16 protein-coding genes and 1 pseudogene are annotated in these 18,749 nt (G+C 65.2%); 9 read left to right on the top strand and 8 right to left on the bottom strand.

Annotated elements, in window-relative coordinates; genetic code table 11:
* Positions 1–107: 107 nt before the first annotated feature.
* The 5 genes from CH278_RS09670 to CH278_RS09650 are packed head-to-tail and all read right to left on the bottom strand — an operon-like array spanning position 108 to position 6,110.
* Complete coding sequence (locus CH278_RS09670) at positions 108–1,373, bottom strand: MDR family MFS transporter (RefSeq protein ID WP_094621784.1); 1,266 nt, start codon at positions 1,371–1,373, stop codon at positions 108–110.
* Positions 1,370–3,121, bottom strand: a complete 1,752-nt coding sequence (locus CH278_RS09665; protein ID WP_218828695.1) for an ABC transporter permease subunit — start codon at positions 3,119–3,121, stop codon at positions 1,370–1,372. Before CH278_RS09665 ends, CH278_RS09670 begins: the two co-directional genes overlap by 4 nt.
* Positions 3,122–3,124: 3 nt before the next feature.
* Positions 3,125–4,609 (bottom strand): ABC transporter substrate-binding protein, encoded by a 1,485-nt coding sequence (locus CH278_RS09660; protein ID WP_256991926.1) that lies wholly within the window; start codon positions 4,607–4,609, stop codon positions 3,125–3,127.
* 17 nt (positions 4,610–4,626) lie between these two features.
* Positions 4,627–5,388: an ABC transporter ATP-binding protein gene (locus tag CH278_RS09655; RefSeq protein ID WP_179274538.1), complete on the bottom strand. Its 762-nt coding sequence runs from the start codon at positions 5,386–5,388 to the stop codon at positions 4,627–4,629.
* Positions 5,385–6,110 (bottom strand): ATP-binding cassette domain-containing protein, encoded by a 726-nt coding sequence (locus CH278_RS09650; RefSeq protein ID WP_094621782.1) that lies wholly within the window; start codon positions 6,108–6,110, stop codon positions 5,385–5,387. Before CH278_RS09650 ends, CH278_RS09655 begins: the two co-directional genes overlap by 4 nt.
* Positions 6,111–6,216: 106 nt before the next feature.
* On the opposite strand from CH278_RS09650, the gene CH278_RS09645 reads away from it, so the two are divergent.
* The 5 genes and pseudogenes from CH278_RS09645 to CH278_RS09620 all read left to right on the top strand — a co-directional run bounded on the left by CH278_RS09645 (position 6,217) and on the right by CH278_RS09620 (position 12,273).
* Entirely contained in the window at positions 6,217–6,726 is a 510-nt protein-coding gene (locus CH278_RS09645) for a TIGR04338 family metallohydrolase (protein WP_094621781.1), read from the top strand.
* Between the two features lie 72 nt (positions 6,727–6,798).
* Positions 6,799–7,563, top strand: a complete 765-nt coding sequence (locus tag CH278_RS09640) for an LLM class F420-dependent oxidoreductase (protein WP_032367654.1) — start codon at positions 6,799–6,801, stop codon at positions 7,561–7,563.
* A 125-nt stretch (positions 7,564–7,688) separates the two neighbouring features.
* Positions 7,689–9,404: pseudogene (locus CH278_RS27770) on the top strand (ABC transporter substrate-binding protein/permease).
* 5 nt (positions 9,405–9,409) lie between these two features.
* Entirely contained in the window at positions 9,410–10,138 is a 729-nt protein-coding gene (locus CH278_RS09625) for an amino acid ABC transporter ATP-binding protein (protein WP_174557188.1), read from the top strand.
* An 83-nt stretch (positions 10,139–10,221) separates the two neighbouring features.
* Positions 10,222–12,273, top strand: coding sequence for a PhoX family protein (locus CH278_RS09620; protein ID WP_094621780.1), 2,052 nt, complete (start codon positions 10,222–10,224; stop codon positions 12,271–12,273).
* 67 nt (positions 12,274–12,340) lie between these two features.
* Here CH278_RS09620 and CH278_RS09615 read toward each other — a convergent pair whose 3' ends face one another.
* Positions 12,341–13,222, bottom strand: a complete 882-nt coding sequence (locus CH278_RS09615) for a LysR family transcriptional regulator (protein WP_094621791.1) — start codon at positions 13,220–13,222, stop codon at positions 12,341–12,343.
* A 139-nt stretch (positions 13,223–13,361) separates the two neighbouring features.
* Here CH278_RS09615 and CH278_RS09610 point away from each other — a divergent pair, with 139 nt between their 5' ends.
* Both CH278_RS09610 and CH278_RS09605 read left to right on the top strand, forming a co-directional pair.
* The gene (locus tag CH278_RS09610; protein WP_256991937.1) at positions 13,362–14,555 is read left to right on the top strand and encodes an MFS transporter; all 1,194 of its coding nucleotides are present in this window, start codon (positions 13,362–13,364) and stop codon (positions 14,553–14,555) included.
* A 140-nt stretch (positions 14,556–14,695) separates the two neighbouring features.
* Complete coding sequence (locus tag CH278_RS09605) at positions 14,696–15,382, top strand: thioesterase domain-containing protein (protein ID WP_027495037.1); 687 nt, start codon at positions 14,696–14,698, stop codon at positions 15,380–15,382.
* 10 nt (positions 15,383–15,392) lie between these two features.
* Here CH278_RS09605 and ggh read toward each other — a convergent pair whose 3' ends face one another.
* On the bottom strand, positions 15,393–16,730 hold the full coding sequence (gene ggh, locus CH278_RS09600) for a glucosylglycerate hydrolase (protein WP_027495036.1): 1,338 nt from the start codon (positions 16,728–16,730) through the stop codon (positions 15,393–15,395).
* 107 nt (positions 16,731–16,837) lie between these two features.
* Between ggh and CH278_RS09595 the strand changes: the two genes are divergently transcribed.
* Together CH278_RS09595 and CH278_RS09590 are read left to right on the top strand one after the other, a co-directional pair.
* Positions 16,838–17,353 carry a DinB family protein gene (locus tag CH278_RS09595; RefSeq protein WP_027495035.1) on the top strand — a complete coding sequence of 172 codons (516 nt, stop codon included), beginning with the start codon at positions 16,838–16,840 and terminating at the stop codon, positions 17,351–17,353.
* A 13-nt stretch (positions 17,354–17,366) separates the two neighbouring features.
* Positions 17,367–18,038: an SDR family oxidoreductase gene (locus tag CH278_RS09590; protein WP_094621778.1), complete on the top strand. Its 672-nt coding sequence runs from the start codon at positions 17,367–17,369 to the stop codon at positions 18,036–18,038.
* Between the two features lie 218 nt (positions 18,039–18,256).
* Here the strand turns inward: CH278_RS09590 and CH278_RS27960 are convergent, their stop codons facing one another.
* Positions 18,257–18,526 (bottom strand): LuxR C-terminal-related transcriptional regulator, encoded by a 270-nt coding sequence (locus CH278_RS27960; protein ID WP_370878644.1) that lies wholly within the window; start codon positions 18,524–18,526, stop codon positions 18,257–18,259.
* Positions 18,527–18,749: the final 223 nt, after the last annotated feature.

Here is an 18,749-nt window from a genome sequence, read left to right as displayed (position 1 = left end):
CATACGCGAGTGGATTCGCCTCGAATTCGGGACTATTCCGCGCGCACCTGGCGAACGCGCGCGCGTTTGCGGCGGCCTCGGCTACATCCGGCGACACCAGAACCAACTCAGTCGAGTCGAGCCAACACGATTCGCAGGCCGATGACACTGGCGATGGGGAACAGGGCAGCGACCAGCCATGGGATTGCTGCTCCCCAGCCGGTGTCGGGTGACGCGTCGATCACCGCTCCGACGGCGATCGAGCCGAGGAGTACCCCGATGCCGCCGAGGGAGGCCATGAATCCGTAGTACGACCCGAGTCGCCGTTCGGCAGCCATCTTGGGGACGAGGTCGCGCGCCTGCGGCATCGCGATCATCTGCCCCAGTGCCAGCAGCAACACGAACAGGGCGGCCGGAATCAGGCCGACGAGCCCCGTCAGCTCCAGAGGACTGAGGATCGCCACCAGCGCGAAAGAGAGTGCCATGACGGCAAATCCGATCGGCAGCGTGATGCGCGGCGAGACCGCGGCGACGCGTCGGGTGATGGGCAATTGCGTCGTGACGACGAGTACTGCGGAGATTGCGAAGAACCAGCCGAGTACCGTCTGGGATCCCCAGGCCCGTTCGACCTCGAGGGGGAGCAGCAGATACAGCTGGTTGTAGGCCACCAACTGCGCGCTCATGGCGACGGCGAACAGCACGAAGGTGCGGTTGCGGATCACGTCGGTCCAGCCCGAGAGCCACGGATCGTCGCGGTGTTCGCCGGGCTCGCGCGGCAGCCATCTGATGTGCGCGGCGATGACGAGGACGAAAATGACTGCGGCCGTGAGGCATGCGATCCGAAAGTCGGCCAACAACAGCAGAGATCCGATGAGCGGGCCGGTGAACGATCCGATCTGATTGCACACCGACAACAGCGCGAAGGTCTGAACCCGGGTGGCACCGCCGCTGCGTTCGCTCTTGCCTGCTTCGATGGCGATCGCGGATTCCACTGCGGGAGAAAACAATGCGGCCGCGAACCCGACCAATACCGTCGCGGCGACGACACCGGCGAGAGAATCGAACGCAGCCAGGCCCAGGAACCCCAGTACTCGCAGGACACAGCCGACGAGGACCACCGGCTTGATGCCCCACCGATCGGCGAGGGTGCCGCCCACGAAGAACAGGCCCTGCTGCGAGAACGTTCGGATACCGAGGACGACGCCGACGAGTGCCGCTCCGAGTCCCAGATCGGACGTCAGGTGCACCGACAGATACGGCAACACCATGAAAAAGCCGATGTTGAACGTCATCTGGGTGAGAACCAGCAATCGCACCGTGGGCGTGGCGCGCCCGAGGTCGACGAGAAACGACCACCGCCACCGCTTCGGCGACTTGCCGGTCCTCGAACTCATGTAACGCGCCCTCCTGCATCGACTTTGCCGTCAACGCTACCGGTCGTTCTCACCCGCCCCGACGTCGCGCTGGCGACGGAGACGGCGAGGACGGCCAGTGCGATCAACGACGCCAGCGGTGCTGCCGCGACCCACGGTGCTCGCTCGACGGCGGCTACCCCGTCGGACAGAATCAGCCCCCAATCCGCGGTCGGCGGTTGCGGACCGAGGCCCAGAAATCCGAGGGCGGCGAGCGCCAGAGCGACACCGGGCAGCCGGATCATAGCGTGCCGAAACACGGCCGGCAGCACACCGGGAACGATGGAGCCGAACAGGATTCGACCGTTGCCGGCACCGAGTGTCGGCAAGATGGAGATGTAGGGCTGTGCTCGCGCCTCGTCGACGAGTGCCGCGGTGTGCGCGGCGAGTGGAGCCCACGTCACGATCAGGACCGCGACAGCCGCCCCGCCGGCGCTCGGACCCCAGATCGCGGCGATGAGGATGCCGGTCACGACGGGCGGTGCGGCATTGGTGACCTCCACCAGGCCGCGGGTCGCTCGGGGAATCAGTCCCAGCAGTACCCCGACGCACAACGCCGCCAGCGTGACTGCCAGCGACAGTCCGATCGATCGCACAGCCCCGTCCGCCACTCGGGCGAGCAGGTCGCGGCCGGACGCGTCGGTTCCGAACGGGAACGTCGACGATGGTCGAGCGAACTTCTCACGGGTGGTGACCTGGCCGTCTCGTGGCAGCCCCACCAGAACCATCACCGCGAGCATCGATGCGGCTGCTATCGGGACGATCCACCGACGCGATGAGGGGTGGAACACCCCGGCTGGAATTGGCATCGCCTTCTCGTGCAGTGCGCTGCCGAGCAGTAGACGGCGTAACAGTTCCGCCGCGATACCGAGGGCGGCACTGACGGCCAGCAGCAGCAGGATGTCGATCTGTAGGGCGGGCAGGTCCTGCGACTGCGCGTCACCGAGCGTCGAGCGCCCCAATCCCGGTATGGCGAAGACCTTTTCGACGGCCACTGCGCCGCCCGTCATGGCCACCATGATCAAACCGACCTGTGACGCGAGTCCGGGGACGGCCCGGCGCAACACAGCGACGGCAATCTGCCGCCGCGAGAACCCGGCCACCGTCCACGTGATCACCCATCCCTCGGTGAAGGTCACGGCTACCGCGTCGGCGAGGAGGCGACCGATCAAGCCACCCGCTGGAAGGCCCAGTGCCAGTGCGGGTAACACCGCATATTCCGGCCCGTTCCACCCGTACGCCGGAAACGACAACCACACTGCTCCGACGACCACCAGTACCGAGGCGAGCAGGAACTCGGGCAGGGACGTCAGGGCGGCGGCGACGCTTCCGCCGGTGCGTTTCGGCGTGCCGCGCAGCCCGGCCCGCATGCTCGGCAGGACGACGAGAGCGGCGGTGACGAGCGCGACGACCATCGCGAAACCCATCAGGGTCAGCGAGACGGACAGTGCCTCGAGCGCACCGGGCAGTACGGGTTTGCCGGTGTTCCAGGATGTTCCGGGGTTGCCCGACGCGAGGCCGGTGAGCCAGTTCCAGAAGGTTCGTAGCGGCCCGGCGTCGAGACCGAGGTCGTTGCGGATGGCCGCGAGGGCCTCGGGCGTCGCTTCTTGCTCGGCGGAGCGTGCACGCAGAATGCTCAGTGCGGGGTCTCGGTCGGACAACCACGGCAGCATCCCGACGAGCAGTACGACGCCCGCCACCGAGAGCAGCCGTGAGGCAGTCGTTCTCACTGCCTACTCGAAGGCGGTCTGGTTGGTGATCAAAGTGCGCTCGCGTGGATCGCGAGCCACGCCGGTCACGTTCTCGGATTCTCCTTGGATGACGCGTTCGTGCAGCAGCGGTACCGCAGCGTCTTTTTCGAGGATCAGTTTTTCGGCGTCGAGGATCGCGGTGCGGCGAGCGTCGCCGGGATCGGTGGCTGCGGCGTCGGCCAACGCCGCATCGACCTGCGGATCGCAGAACTGCGAGATGTTGAACGATCCCTCGCAGGCGAAGTCGGAGTACATGTACGCCGCCGGGTCTCCGGAGTCGAGCACGGTGGCGCGGGAGAGGATGAACGCATCGAAAGCGCCGGCGAGAGCATCGGTTTCGATGAACTGATATTCGCGCACGACCTGTTCGACGACGAAGCCCTTGGCTTCGAGCACCTGCTGCAGCAGCACCGCGACCTCCGGGAGTTCGGCTCGGTCGGTGAAGGTGGCGAGGGTGATCTTCTTCCCTGCGGCGTCGCCGGCCGGGGTCTGCGTACGGGCCGGACGATCGGCGGCCCACGGCAGGGCCGGGCCGAGCAGTCCGTTCGCGGCGTCGGCGCGGCCCTCGTACACCTGATCGACCAGACGGTCGCGGTCGATCGATTCGCGTGCGGCTGCGCGCATCGCGGGATCCGCGAAGACCCCGGACGCGGTGTTCAGGTACAGGGTGTTGGTGCGCGGCATCGGCACCTCGTGCACGAGTGCCTCATCGACGTTGGCGGCCTGAGACACCGGAATCGCCTCCACCACATCGGCTGTGCCGTTGCGTAGCGCTGCGGCGCGGGCTGTGCCGTCGGGTACGAAGTCGACGTCGATGCCGGAGACCTTCGCCGGCTCTCCCCAGTAGTTCTCGTTGCGGTCGAGAGTGGCTGTCGACGTGCCGTTCACGGCCTTCAGCACGAAGGGCCCGGTGCCGGTTCCGATGGGGTTGCTGCTGCCCGTCGAGTACGCGTCGGGTGCCAGGATGGCCAGCTGCGGGCTCGACAGTCGTTGCGGCACCAATGGATCCACATCGGCAGTGGTCACGGCGACGCTGTCGGCGTCGGTGGCGGTCACCGTCATGTCGACGCCGTCGAGGATGCGCGGCTTGGGGGCCGACTGCGTGGCTGCGGTGAGCGCGGTGACGACGGCCGCTGCGTCGAGCGGGGCACCGTTGTGGAACATGACGTCCGGCCGGATGTCGAAGTTCCAGGTCCGATCGTCCACGCGGTTCCAGGCGGTGGCCAGACCCGGCTCGGCCTCACCGAGATCGTCGAGAACGATCAACGTCTCGGCGGTGGACCAGCGCGACAGCTTGAAGGCGTCGTCACTGAACTGGGACAACCCCGAACGAGGTGGCTGCAGCATTGCCACGCGCACGCGGTTCTCGCCGTCGTCGGAGGAGGCAGAACTGGACGAAAAGCACCCGGTGAGCGTCAGCGTGCCCACTGCTGCGAGCGCGCCGATGCGAAACATGTTGCTGGTCAATGTAGCTCCTGATTGTGTTACGTGAGCCGAGGAACGGCGTCGATCAGATCTCGGGTGTGCTCGTGCTGGGGCCGAGTGAGAACGCTGCGGACAGAACCGGATTCGACGATGCGACCCTCCTGCATCACCGACACGTCGCTGCAGAGTCTGGCCACGGCCGACAGGTCGTGGCTGACGATCAGCAGCGCACCCGGTAGGCCGGCAAGAACATCGAGCACCTGCTCTCGGAGGTCGGGATCGAGTCCACTGACCGGCTCGTCCGCCAACAGATAGTGCGGCGCGCAGGCCACGGCTCGGGCGATGGCGACTCGTTGTTTCTGCCCGCCGGACAGCTCGGCCGAACGGCGAGCCAGGAAGTGCGCATCGAGTCCGACGGCAGACAATGCGCCGGTGGCCATGGCTCGGTGATCACCCTCGATACCGAGTAGGCGTAGCGGAGTAGCGACGAGGTCGAGGACGCTGCGGCGCGGGTCGAGACTGGTTGCCGGGTCCTGCGGAATGTACTGCACGCGGCGGCGGAACCACCGCAGCGATCCGGCCGATCCGGGTCGGACGACTCGCCCGTCGAGCGAGATCTTTCCGCCGCTCGGGGCATCGACGGCCAGCAGCAAGCGCAGCAATGTCGTTTTACCGGAACCGGATTCACCGACGACGGCAATCCGCCCGGTCGGCGGCACCGCGAACGTGACGGCATCCAACGCGGTGTGCGACGTGCCGTGCCGGTCGTACTGCCGCGTGAGTGCCGTACCCACCAAACCGGCAGACTCGTCCAGGCTCACGATGCAACCAGCTGCCGGAACGGATCAGCCGCCCGAGCGACGTCGATCATCTGTCGCGTTCGATCCGAGCAAGGGTTCTTGAGTACCGTTGCAGTGGAACCGGATTCGATGATTCTTCCGGAATCGAGTACCAGCAGGTGGTCGCACAACTGCGCGGCGACGGCGATGTCGTGGGTGATCAGTAGCAACGACGGCACCTGCCGCAGAGCGTCGAGAACGCGCGCCTGACTCAGGACGTCCAGTGCCGTCGTCGGTTCGTCGGCGATCACCAGCGAGCTCTCGCGCGCCAATGCCATTGCGATGCAGACTCGTTGACGCTGACCACCCGAAAGTTCGAGTGGGTGCGAGGCCAGGACGCGCGCGGTGTCGTGCAGCCCCACTTGCGCGAGCAGCGTGGCGGCGTCGGGCGTGCGTAGTTGCCCGCCGACGGTGACCATCGGGTTGAGCGCCGTCGCGGAGTCCTGGAAGACCATCGCCGGACGGCCGGTGCGCGGCCGTTGCGGGGTCGGAACACCGGCGACATCGTGGCCGTCGACGACGACGCGACCGGAACACGTGATGCCCGGCGGGAGGTATCCGACCAGAGCCGAGGCGATGGAGGACTTGCCCGAACCCGAGGCGCCCAGCAGGCCGACGCGTCGACCCGTGGGTATCTCGAACGAGACGCCGTCGACGATGCGGGTGCGTCCGGCGTCGATCCGGAGATTCTCGACGACGAGCACGACGAACTCCTGAGCCTGGAAGTGGGAATGACTTCGACAATCGTTGTCACTTGAACCATAGGCGAGCGCCGGTACGGAAACAACTCGACCTGCTTAAGCTGGACGAGTGAGCAGACCGAGGGATGCGCAGCGGTCGGCGGTGTACGACGCCGAACAGATGGTGCGGATCATGTTCGATCGAGCCGAGGAGCGCGACAACCGCGTCGTGACGGTGTTGGGCTCACAGATCACGCTGCCGATCGAGCGGAAGTTCGCCTCGTTGAAATCCGTGCAGACCTATGTCGATGCGGTGCTGGCGCTGGACTGGATCGCGACTACCTGGCCCGACGCCGGTCGGACGGTGACCGTTCGGGCCAGATCCGGATCGGGTGCCGCCCACTACGAACGCGACGCCGCGACCATCGCGGTACCCCTGCATCAGGGCAATCGGGCCTGGGCGCTGCGCGAGCTGGTGGTGCTCCACGAACTGGCTCACCACTTCGGTGACGAGGACGAGCAACAGCACGGCGGAGCGTTCGTCGATCGCTACGTCACGTTGGTCGCCGACATCGTCGGCTCCGAGGCCGGGTTCGTCCTCAGGGCGATGATGGCCGAGAGCGGGGTACGAGTCGGCTGATCTCGGTCGACGTGCATCGCGGGAAACGAGGTGCATCATGGGTGAGACAGCCCACACGACGAGGAGACGTACATGACCGTGAAGATCGGTGTTCAGCTTCAGCCCCAGCACGCACCCGACTATCAGCTGATCCGCGACGCGGTGCTGCGGTCCGAAGACGCGGGGGTCGACATCGTCTTCAACTGGGACCACTTCTATCCGCTGTACGGCGACCTCGACGGCGCCCACTTCGAGTGCTGGACGATGCTCGGGGCCTGGGCCGAGCAGACGTCGAACGTGGAGATCGGCGCCCTCGTCACCGGAGGTGGCTACCGCAACCCCGACCTGCTGGCAGACATGGCGCGCACCGTCGACCACATCAGCGGCGGCCGGTTGATTCTCGGCATCGGTGCCGGATGGAACGAGAAGGACTACGACAACTTCGGCTACGAATTCGGTACGGCCGGTTCACGTCTGGCGCTCCTGAAGGAGAGCCTCGGCAGGATCCGGCACCGCCTCGACGTCGGTAACCCGGCCCCGACGCGCGACATCCCGATCCTCATCGGCGGCGGCGGTGAGAAGAAGACCCTCAAGCTCGTGGCCGAGTACGCCCACATCTGGCACAGCTTCGCCGACCTCGATGCACTGAAGCGTAAATCCGAGATCCTCGCCGAGCACGGCACCACCGTCGGGCGGGACACCTCGGGCATCACCCGCTCGGTCTCGTGGCCGGGCGCGGACACCGCACAGGACTTCGTCGACGCCGGAGCCACGCTGTTCACGGTCGGTACCGGGGGACCGGATTACGACCTCACGGAACTGGGCGAGGCCATCGCGTGGCGGGACGCACACCGCTAGACGCGATTGAGGTGAGGGAATTTCGGGAACAAGCGGGTTGCTTCATACAACTGCAATGTGATTGTCGTGTGCCTCCATCGGCACGATAGCCTCGTTCGTCCCTCCCGATTGCACCTAGGAGCTTCATCTTGAACACACGTCGTTTACGAGGCCGTGCCATCGCAGCAGTCGCTGCGACGCTCGCACTCACGCTCGGAGCCGTCGCGTGTTCCGACGGAAGCTCGGGTGGCACCGGCGAGAACGCTCTGGCCGGTTCCGACCAGGCCTCGCTCGACAAGTACACGACCGACAGCGTCACCGCGCTCGATCAGATCGACACCGCGAACCTCGGTCTGATCAAGCCGGGGACGTTGTACGTCGGCACCCTGTCCGACGCGCCGCCGAACATCTTCATCGACGATGCAGGCAACTTCACCGGCTTCGACAACGAGCTGCTCAAAGCCGTCGCGGCCAAGCTGAACCTCACCGTCGAGTTCTCGGCGACCGAGTTCTCGGGCCTGCTCGCAGCGGTCAACAACAAGGTCTACGACGCCGGTTCCTCGTCCATCTCGACCACGGACGCCCGTCGTCAGACCGTCGGCTTCACCAACGGGTACGACTTCGGTGAGATGGCACTGGTCGCGAAGAACGACTACTCGATCAAAACGATTGCCGAGTTGAACGCCGATCAGCGCATCGCCGTCGTGCAGGGCACCGTGCAGGACGATTACGTCACCAACACCCTCGGCATCGAGCCGGTGCGGTTCCCGGATTACAACACCGCGTACGCGAACGTGAAGTCCGGTCAGGTCGACGCCTGGGTCGCGCCGTCGCAGCAGGCAACCGGTCAGGTCAAGACCGAGGACGGTGTCTCCATCCTGGAGAAGACCATCAACACCACCAACTTCACCGCGTACGCCGTCGCCAAGGACAATCAGCCGTTGATCGACGCCCTGAACGCCGGCCTCGACGCTGTGGTCGACGACGGCACCTGGAGCACGCTCGAGAAGCAGTGGTACCCGGACCGTGAGGTCCCCGCCGACTGGAAGCCGGGCAGCAAGGCGTCCGTTCTGCCGGCGTCGTAAGGGCACTCGTACCTCATGAGCACTCTGTCGAATCTGTACGACACGTTCTTCGATTGGGAACTGATCGGCGAGACCATTCCCAAACTGGTCACGGTCGGATTGCCGAACACCCTCATTCTGGCGGCTTCGTCGGGAGTGATCGGTACCGTGATCGGACTCGGGCTGGCGGTGGCGGGTATCTCCCGCACCCGCTGGCTCCGGTGGCCGGCGCGGGTGTACACGGACATCTTTCGTGGACTACCCGCCGCCGTGGTCATCCTGCTCATCGGCCTCGGGTTCGGCCCGACGCTGACCCAATTCACCGGCAGTAGAAGCCCGTTCCCGTTGGGCATCCTGGCGCTGTCGTTGATGGCAGCGGCCTACTTCGGTGAGATCTTCCGCTCCGGCATCCAGAGCGTCGACTCCGGGCAGCTCGAAGCCTCCCGCGCACTGGGTTTCAGCTATCGACGGTCCATGAACCTGGTGGTCGTGCCACAGGGCATTCGGCGCGTGCTGCCTGCGATCGTCAACCAGTTCATCTCGTTGATCAAGGACAGCTCGCTGATCTACTTCCTGGGTCTGCTTGCCTCGCAACGAGAATTGTTCCGCGTCGGCCAGGACACCGCCGCCCAAACCGGCAATCTCTCGCCGCTGCTGGCCGCCGGATTGTTCTATCTCATCCTGACCATCCCGCTGACGCACCTGGTCAATTACATCGACCGACGCCTGCGATCCGGTAAGGCCGACACCTCGGGCACCCTCGGTCCCGTCGAAACATCCATCGTGGTGGAGAGGTAGCCGACGTGACTTCAGTTTCTCTGACCGGCAAGGACATTCACCTGTCGTTCGGCACCAACAAGGTTCTGCGTGGGGTGAGCCTGCATGTCGACGCAGGTAAGACCACCACCGTCATCGGGCCCTCGGGCTCGGGTAAGTCCACGCTGTTGCGGGCCCTCAATCGCCTGCACGAGCCCGAGCAGGGCGACATCCTGCTCGACGGTAAGTCGGTGCTGAAGGACAATCCCGACGAACTTCGTCAACGCATCGGCATGGTGTTCCAGCACTTCAACCTGTTCCCGCACAAGACCGTCGCCGACAACATCGCGCTCGGGCCGCAGAAGCTGCTGGGGCTCAACAAGGATGCGGCGCGCGCGGCCGCGATGGAGCAGCTCGAACTGGTGGGCCTGGCCAACAAGGCGGATTCGCGTCCGGGCAATCTCTCCGGCGGCCAGCAGCAGCGCGTCGCCATCGCGCGAGCACTGGCCATGAAGCCCGAGGTGATGTTCTTCGACGAGGCCACCTCTGCACTGGACCCGGAACTGGTCAAGGGAGTGCTGGCATTGATGGCCGACCTCGCCAAGGGCGGCATGACGATGGTCGTGGTGACCCACGAAATGGGCTTCGCTCGGTCCGTGTCGAACAAGGTCCTGTTCATGGATCACGGCAGCGCCGTCGAAACCGGAACGCCGGAGCAGTTGTTCGACGATCCGCACACCGATCGACTGAAGACGTTCCTCTCGCAGGTGCTGTAGCAGCGACCAAGGGTTACCTCGTTCTCCGGGACTTCACCTGAGCGTTCCTTTACTTTCGCTTTTGGGTGACAGCGTGCCGTGACATGAAGCCACTGCCCCTGTTCGCCGTTCACGACGGAAGCTCCAAACGATCATCGTTGACCTGCAAGTACAAGTGCGGCGATGCCTGTTTCCACGAGATTCCCAATACGTCGAAGGGCCAGTACTTCGGCGACATCGTCAAGACTGCGATGTCGCGGCGCGGCGTCATCAAGGGCGGGGCGATGGCAGTGCTCGCCGTCGGCGCGGGTAGCGCGCTGGCCGCATGCTCGACCGACGAGCCGGCAGCCACGGGAACCTCGACCACCTCGGGCTCCGATACCCCGCCCGTCGACGGCGTGGATTTCGTTGCAGTGGAACCGAACACCGAGGACGCGGTCGTCGTTCCCGACGGCTACGAGCAGGGCATCGTCATTCGCTGGGGCGACGCCGTCGTCGCGGGCGCACCGGCCTTCGACTTCGACAAGCAGACCGGCGCTGCGCAGGAGAAGCAGTTCGGATTCAACAACGACTTCGCCGGCCTGCTGCCGATCGAGGGCACGCCCAACGCCCACCTGCTGGTGGTCAACCACGAGTACAGCACCGAGCCGGCAATGTTCAAGGGCTACGACGCGGAGAACCCCACCCGCGAGCAGTTCGACGTAGCCCTTGCGGCACACGGCCTTTCCGTCGTACAGGTGCAGGGCGAATCGGGCACCGGCAAGCTCACCCCCGCTATGGGCCAGTACAACCGGCGCATCACCGGCACCACCGAGTTCCTGATCACCGGGCCCGCCGCAGGCAGCGACTTCCTCAAGACCAGCGTGGACCCCACCGGCACCAAGGTGTTCGGCACGTTCAACAACTGCTCGGGCGGTCTGACCCCGTGGGGAACGGTGCTCTCCGGCGAGGAGAACTTCAACCAGTATTTCGCCAACGCCGAGACCGTCACGGATGCGACTGTGGCCAAGCGCCTTTCGCGCTACGGCGTCGAAGGCGGTGCCAGCGAACGTAAGTGGGAGCGCTTCGACAAGCGATTCGATCTGGCGCAGGAACCCAACGAGGTCAACCGATTCGGCTACATCGTCGAGGTGAATCCGTGGGATCCGCAGTCGGCCCCTATCAAGCACACCGCTCTGGGCCGGTTCAAGCACGAGGCCGCGACCATCCACGTCACCGACGACGGCACCGTCGTGGCGTACAGCGGCGACGACGAACGTTTCGACTACATGTACAAGTTCGTCTCGAGCCGAAAGATGATGCCCGGCACCGGCCAGGCCGCGATGCGCAACAACCTGACCTTGCTCGACGCCGGCACGCTCTACGTCGCCAACCTCACCGGCGATACCCCCGACGAGATCGACGGCTCGGGCACGCTGCCCTCCAACGGTGAATTCCGTGGCAGCGGAACGTGGATTCCCTTGCTCGAAACCGGCGAGGACGGCCGCGGCAAGTCTCTCGTCGACGGTATGTCGGCCGAGGAAGTCGCCGTGTTCACCCGTCAGGCGGGTGACGCAGTGGGCGCAACCAAGATGGACCGCCCCGAAGACTTCGAGCCGAACCCGGTGACCGGCAAGGTGTATGTCGCACTGACCAACAACTCCAACCGCGGCACCGAGGGCAAAGCGGCCGCCGACGAGGCAAACCCCCGCAACAAGAACAAGAACGGGCAGGTACTCGAACTCGACGACGACCACGCCGGGACGTCGTTCACGTGGAACCTCCTGCTGGTCTGCGGTGATCCGAACGAGGCCGACACGTACTTCGGCGGATTCGACAAGAGTCAGGTCAGCCCCATCTCGTGCCCCGACAACCTCGCCTTCGACTCGAAGGGCAACCTGTGGGTCTCGACCGACGGCAACGCCCTCGACTCCAACGACGGCCTCTTCGCCGTGGTGCTCGACGGCCCCCGTCGCGGCGAGACACGTCAGTTCCTGACCGTCCCCGCCGGCGGCGAGACCTGCGGCCCCATCGTCACCGACGAGCGCGTCATGGTCTGCGTCCAGCACCCGGGTGAAAGCGACGACGCCACCGCCGACGCACCGATCTCGCACTGGCCCGACGGCGGCGACACGCAGCCACGGCCGTCCATCGTCGCGGTGTGGAAGTCCGCCTAGCCCAGACTGTTTCGATAGAGCCACGATGCCCGTAGTCGAATCCTCGACTACGGGCATCGGGCGGTGTTCACTGCGCCACCGACGACGCGATCAAATCCTCGACCACCGCGGCGATCACGCCATTCGCGTGCTCGGGGTTGGTCACCACCGACACCGTTCGGGTCGGTGCATCGATGACGTCGATCATGTGCAGTCCGGGGAGGATCGACGCCAAGGACGACGGCAGCAGTGTCACCCCCAACCCTGCTGCGGTGAGTTGACCGATGAGGTCGGCAGAATCGGCCTCCAGAATGCGTCCACGGGGAACCGACGAGCGGGTGAATGCATGATCGGATTGCAGTCTGGCCTCGCTTCCCGCCGGCCGGTCGATCATCGTCATCTCGGACAGGTCGGCCAACCGTATCGAATTCCTTTGAGCCCAAGGATGATCGGGACCGACGAACAGTGACAGTGGCTCCGTCCACAGGGCGGTGACCGCCAATCCGGGATGTGGGCGTCCGGGCGCGAGTCCGATGATTCCGAGATCGAGGTCTCCGCGTGCGATGCCGTCGAGAACGTCGGCGCTCGGCCGCGGCAGCAACGTCACCGACGTGTTGGGAAATCGCTGGGAGATACGGCCGACCACCGCGGCCAGATCGACACGGGCGAGAGGCGCAATCATGCCGATACGCAGCCGCCTGATGGCGGTCGTGGGATCGGGCGCGACGTCGGCCACCAATCGGGACACGGCACCGAGCACGCTGTGCGCGCGTTCGAGAAAGATCTGTCCGGCCGGGGTGATGGTGACGCTTCGGCTCGTGCGCGCGAACAGTTCCACGCCCAGCTCTTTTTCCAGGTCTCTGATCTGGCTGCTCAGCGCCGATTGAGCGACTCGCAGCCGAGCTGCTGCACGCCCGAAGTGCTGCTCTTCGGCGACCGCCACGGCGTACCGGATGTGTCTGAGTTCCACGCTTCGCAACTCTATCTGTTTAGACGATCGATCGTTCGTAACGTTCTATTGGACAGCTGGATGCGCAACGAGCACCCTTGTTCATGTGAAGACAGCAAGCACCTCGCGCACCGGCGTGAGCACCCCCGTCGTCGCCCTCATGGCGATCGCCACCGGACTCTCGGCCGGCGGCAACTATCTCAACCAGCCGCTGCTCGACCTCGTTGCCACCGAATTCGACGTGTCCGAGACAGCGGCAGCCACCTCGGTGACCGTCGCACAGATTTCCTATGCCCTCGGCCTGCTGCTCATCGTGCCTCTCGGCGACGTCGTCGATCGCCGCACGTTGAGCGTCGGGCTGATGATTCTCGCTGCGACGGGTCAGGCGATCACCGGATTCGCTCCCGGCCTCTCCTGGCTCCTCGTCGGCACGGCGATCGCTGGACTGTTCTCGGTGGCGGCGCAGGTGATCGTGCCGTTCGCCGCGTCGATGGCACACCCGGAGCAAGCGGGACGCATCGTCGGAGTGGTCATGGGCGGGTTGCTGACGGGCATCCTGCTGGCCCGCAGCATCTCGGGGCTGCTGTCGTCGGTGACGGGGTGGCAGGGCGTCTACCGTGTGGCCGCGGTGTTGATGCTGATTGCCGCGGTCGGCCTGTGGCGGGTGCTGCCACGCAACACCGTGACGGCGGACGTCACCTACGGCTCGGCGCTGGTGTCGATGGTTCGGCTAATACGCACCCACCCCAGGCTTCGGACCCGCGCGGTGCTCGGCGGTCTCGGCTTCGCGTCGGTGAGCACGGTGTTCGCGACGATGACGCTGTTGCTGTCGTCGAGGTTCGGCTTCGGTGCCGTCCAGATCGGACTGATCGGATTGGCCGGGGTCGGCGGCGCTCTGATGGCCTCGGTCGCGGGCCGACTCGCAGACCGCGGACTGGTGCAATGGGCCAGCGGTACCTGTGCGGTTCTGCTGATCGCACTCTGGCCGATGTTCGCCGTCGGCGGCCACTACTGGGTGGTGTTCGTGGTCGCATTCGTACTTCTCGACCTGGCTCTGCAGGGCGTGCACGTGAGCAACCAGCACATCGTCTACGCCCTGGAACCGGCTGCTCGCGCCCGAATCAACTCCGTCTACATGACGACGTACTTCGTGGGAGCCTCAGCAGGATCTGCCGTTGGGACTATGGCTTGGAAGCATTTCGAGTGGGCAGGTGTGTGCGCTGCGGGGGCCGTGTTCGCGATCGCCGGACTACTGGTCTGGCTGCTGGATCTGCAGGTGGACGCCCGTCATCGGCGGGAAAACACGTGCGGGACGCCCGGTGGGTCCGAGCCGACGATGGTGAACAGTCACTAATGCGTTCTGTTCCGAGACGTGGTTGAGTCGTTCTCGATGAGACGTGGGTAACACTCACGCTGCCGACGGCGACATACCCAGAGTCGGCACGAACAAACCATAGAAACACGAACTACTTCTCTTGGCTCGGAGGCGCACCCATGACTGTCGTGAACGATCGCATCCACGTGGCTCTCACGGAACTCGACCCGTCCGATTACGCGGTGCCGACCATCGCACCGATTCGTACGGCCGGCCACCTCGACCCGGTGTTCTGCATCCACCCCCTCGTCGGGCTGGTCGACTGCTACGCGGAACTCGCAGCACACGTCGACGACGCGCGTCCCATCTACGGCGTCCAGGTCCCGACGTCGGGAGAGCTCGCGGAGTCCCTCGTCGCCTTGGCCTCGCAGTACGCCGACGACATCGTTCGCATCCAGACCGACGGGGCCGTACACCTGCTGGGCACGTCCTTCGGTGGAGTACTCGCGCACGCCATCGCCGTCGAGCTGCAGAGTCGCGGCGTTACGGTCGGTGCACTGACGTTGCTCGACAGCGACCCCGTTCGGTCCAGCGCCGACAGCGCCGACCTGCTCGGATCCATGGGCGACGACATCGATCGCAGCCACGCCGAAGAGTTGCTCGCCGTTGCCTCGCACAACGACGAACTCGCCCAGCGGCACCTGCCGGGCATCTACTTCGGTGACATCCTCGCCGTGTCCTCGATGGGAACCGACTCCGGTTCCGCGTGGCACCCCTTCGTCTGCGGCACGATCGCCAAGTACCTCGTGCCCGACGCCACCTCGTTCGACGTCGTCGGCCCGCTGGTCGACAGCTACCTCGGCTGACCCGGCCGGCTCATCCGAGCCAATCCAGCACGGCAGCGGCCGTCCAGGACTGCTGCATGCTGCCGAGCGGTTTGCCGGTGAACGGCTCGTAGTACTCGGCGAAGCTGCCGTCACTCGCCTGACGCAGACCCTCGTCTCGCAAAGACAGTGATCGCTCCGACCACCCGCGGCGTGCGAAAGCCCACGAGAACAGCCATGTCATCACCGGCCACACCGGCCCACGCCAGTACTCGCGAGCACGGAAGTCCTTCGACACCGGGGACGTCGACGGCGGTACCGCGTACCGCAGGTCCGGATGTCCGCAGAACCGGGTGCCCTCGAAGATCCGAATGAGATTGCGCTCCTGCTCGCGCGGCAATCCTCCGCACAGCAGCGGCGCGAACATGGCAATGGTCTCCGTGCCGATCCACTGACCCGTCCGCAGATCGAAATCTCGTGCCCCACCCGAACGCGTGTCGGTGGTCGCGATGACTCCCGTGCGGAACTTGTCCGCCCACCCGCGCAATTCGCGCACATCCGAGCGCGGCCGCGAGTGGTCCTCCCCGATGGTGGCGAGGACGTCGCACGCGACGGCGAAGATGGCACTGACGAACACGTCCTCGACGGCGAAGCTCATCTTGGTCTTCAACGCATCGTCGTCGTAGCCGACCTGTTTCATCTCCTCCACCAACCAGATGTAGCGGTCGTACTCGAGATTGCTGGGCCGCTGAGACGAGTCCGTGATGACCGCCTTGTCCTCGCGAAAATACGGATCCATCTCACCGGCAACCACATTGGCGTAGGCCGAATCCCATCGCGGCGAATTGTCCATGCCGGACTCCCAGCCGTGGAACAGCGCAATACGTCCGTTGTCGTCGACGTCGCGGGCCTGGGCGAGCCAACGATGCCACCGCACCAGATCACCCCAGCGGCGATCGAGGAACTCCTCCGCCACCGCTCGCGTCGTGCGGCCGTGGCGTTTGGAGTGATCGAGAATGCGCTGCACGGCGATCGCGTGGACGGGTGGTTGGGTGATTCCGGAGGTCTGCGGACTCATCGGAGCGTGGGTCGCCAACGTCCCGGTGGCCCACCTCGCAGGGCCGGGGAAGTAGCCGTCGACACCGTTGGCGAACACGATGTGCGGAATCATCCCGTTCTTCCACTGCGCCGAGAGCAACGTGTCCATCTCCACGACGGCCCGCTCGACGCTCAGCGGTGCCAAGCCGACGGAAACGAATGCGGCGTCCCAACTCCACATGTGCGGGTACAACCTGGGTGCTGCGCTGGTCATGGTGCCCAGGTCATTGCCTCGGAGCAGATACGCCGCACGTGCGGCCAGCTGCGTGGAAGTGAAACCGCGATCGCCCATGCAGATAGTTTGCGTCCGGCGGCCGATTTCTGCTCGGTTGGATTGCGGACCGAACGTGTCCGCGATCGCTCCTAGTGTGAGTTTCACCAGCTACCAGGAGGAAAACGATGGCCACCGAGAACACCGACATCCAGAAAATGCTCGCCGAACAGCGCGCGAACTTTCTCATCACCGTCCGCGGCATCAGCGAGGAACAGGCACGCACCCGCACCACCGCGAGCGAGCTGACCCTCGGCGGACTGCTGCACCACGTGATCAGCAACGAGCGCCACTGGATGACAGTGATCGCAGAGCTGGACGAGACGGCCGAATTCGACATGGCCGCCGCCGGCAGCGAGTACGTGATGGCCGAAAACGAGACCGTCGCCGGACTCGTCGCCGAATGGGAAGAGGTGGCCGGTGCCACCTCGGCAGCGCTGGAAACTTTGGACCTCGACCTGTCGGTACCTGTCCCGACGGCGCCGTGGGCACCCGAACGAATCTGGCAAAGTGCACGATTCACGGTTCTGCACATCCTTCGCGAAATCTCTCAGCACGCCGGCCACGCGGACATCATTCGCGAGGAACTCGACGGCGCGAACACCACCCAGGCATGGGCATCCGAGGCGGGGATGAGCTTCTAGCTAACCTGAGTTCATGACTCGTACTGCGTTGGTGACCGGAGCAAGCCGGGGTCTCGGGGCCCATATCGCTCGATTGCTCGCGCCGGACCATCACGTGTTGCTGGGTGGTCGGTCCACCGAGTCCCTCGCCCCCATTGCGTCGGAACTGTCCGGGTCCACCCCGTGGCCGGTGGAACTGACCGACCCGGACGCGGTGGCCGCTGCCGCGTCGAACATCGATTCTCTGGATGTGTTGGTGCACAACGCCGGGGTGGCGGCGCTCGGGACGGTCGAAGAGTCGACGGCGGACCATTGGCGTCGCCAATACGAGGTGAACGTCATCGCCGTCGTCGAACTCACTCGATTGCTACTCCCTGCACTGCGCTCCGCCAAAGGCCATGTGGTGCTGATCAATTCGGGTGCCGGCATACGCGCCAACCCCGGTTGGGGTGCCTACGCGGCGAGCAAGTTCGCGCTCCGCGCCTTCGCTGATGCACTGCGCCTCGAGGAGCCGTCGTTGCGCGTCACCTCGGTGCACCCAGGGCGCATCGACACCGAGATGCAGCAAGAGATCGTCGCGCACGAAGGCGGGGAGTACGACGGCTCGAAGTTCTTGCAGCCCAGCACCGTTGCCCGTGCAGTGCGCAACGCAATCGATACTCCCGCCGATGCTCATCCCACGGAATTGGTGCTCCGCACCAGGTGAGCGAAACTTCGTAGCAGGGGTCGAGTTTCCACTCACAACATGAGCTTCGACCCCGGCGTTGTTCACAGGACCGACTGCATCTCCCTCTTCACCCTTGCCAGTGGACGAATGGGGTCTTCTCATTCACTCGGATGATCTACCGCTTACGGTCCGGGGCGGCGACTGCCGACTACCTCGGGCACGCATCCACAGGTTTCAGCAACGCGGACAATCCAGCGTCAGAGCTCGTCCAATTTCACGATGCCGTCTTGCAGGGCGCGCGCGACGAGTGCAGCTTTCGTTGGAGCGGCGCGGCCGACGCGGGAGTACTTGTCACGGATTCTCGTCAGGTGCGTGTTGACGGTGCCCAATGCGATGTGGAGGCGTGCGCCCACGTCGACCTTGGAATCGCAGTCCAGCCACGCCTTGAGCACGGTGATCTCCCGCGCGGTCAGGCCCGGTGAGGTGTACACCCGCACAGCCCGAGCGGGCGCAGGGGTGGGCCTCACTCCGCCGGGCCTGGTAGCGAGTGGAGAGCGGACGCCGCTCGACACCGAGACTCGCGAATAAAGTTGGGGTCGATGACTCGTCGCTACCATCTTGGCCTCCTCATGCAATCGGCCTACGGACCGATCTGAATCTGACCACGGTTGCCGAACTCCATGCAACACAAGCTTATTCGAGGCTTTACTCCACAAAGCATGTTCGGCTACACCATGCTTTAGTTGAAAC

The organism is Rhodococcus sp. 05-2254-5, from assembly GCF_002258575.1.
In the GTDB taxonomy this organism is placed as follows: Bacteria; Actinomycetota; Actinomycetes; order Mycobacteriales; family Mycobacteriaceae; genus Rhodococcoides; species Rhodococcoides fascians.
This window is presented reverse-complemented; position numbering and strand designations above follow the sequence as displayed.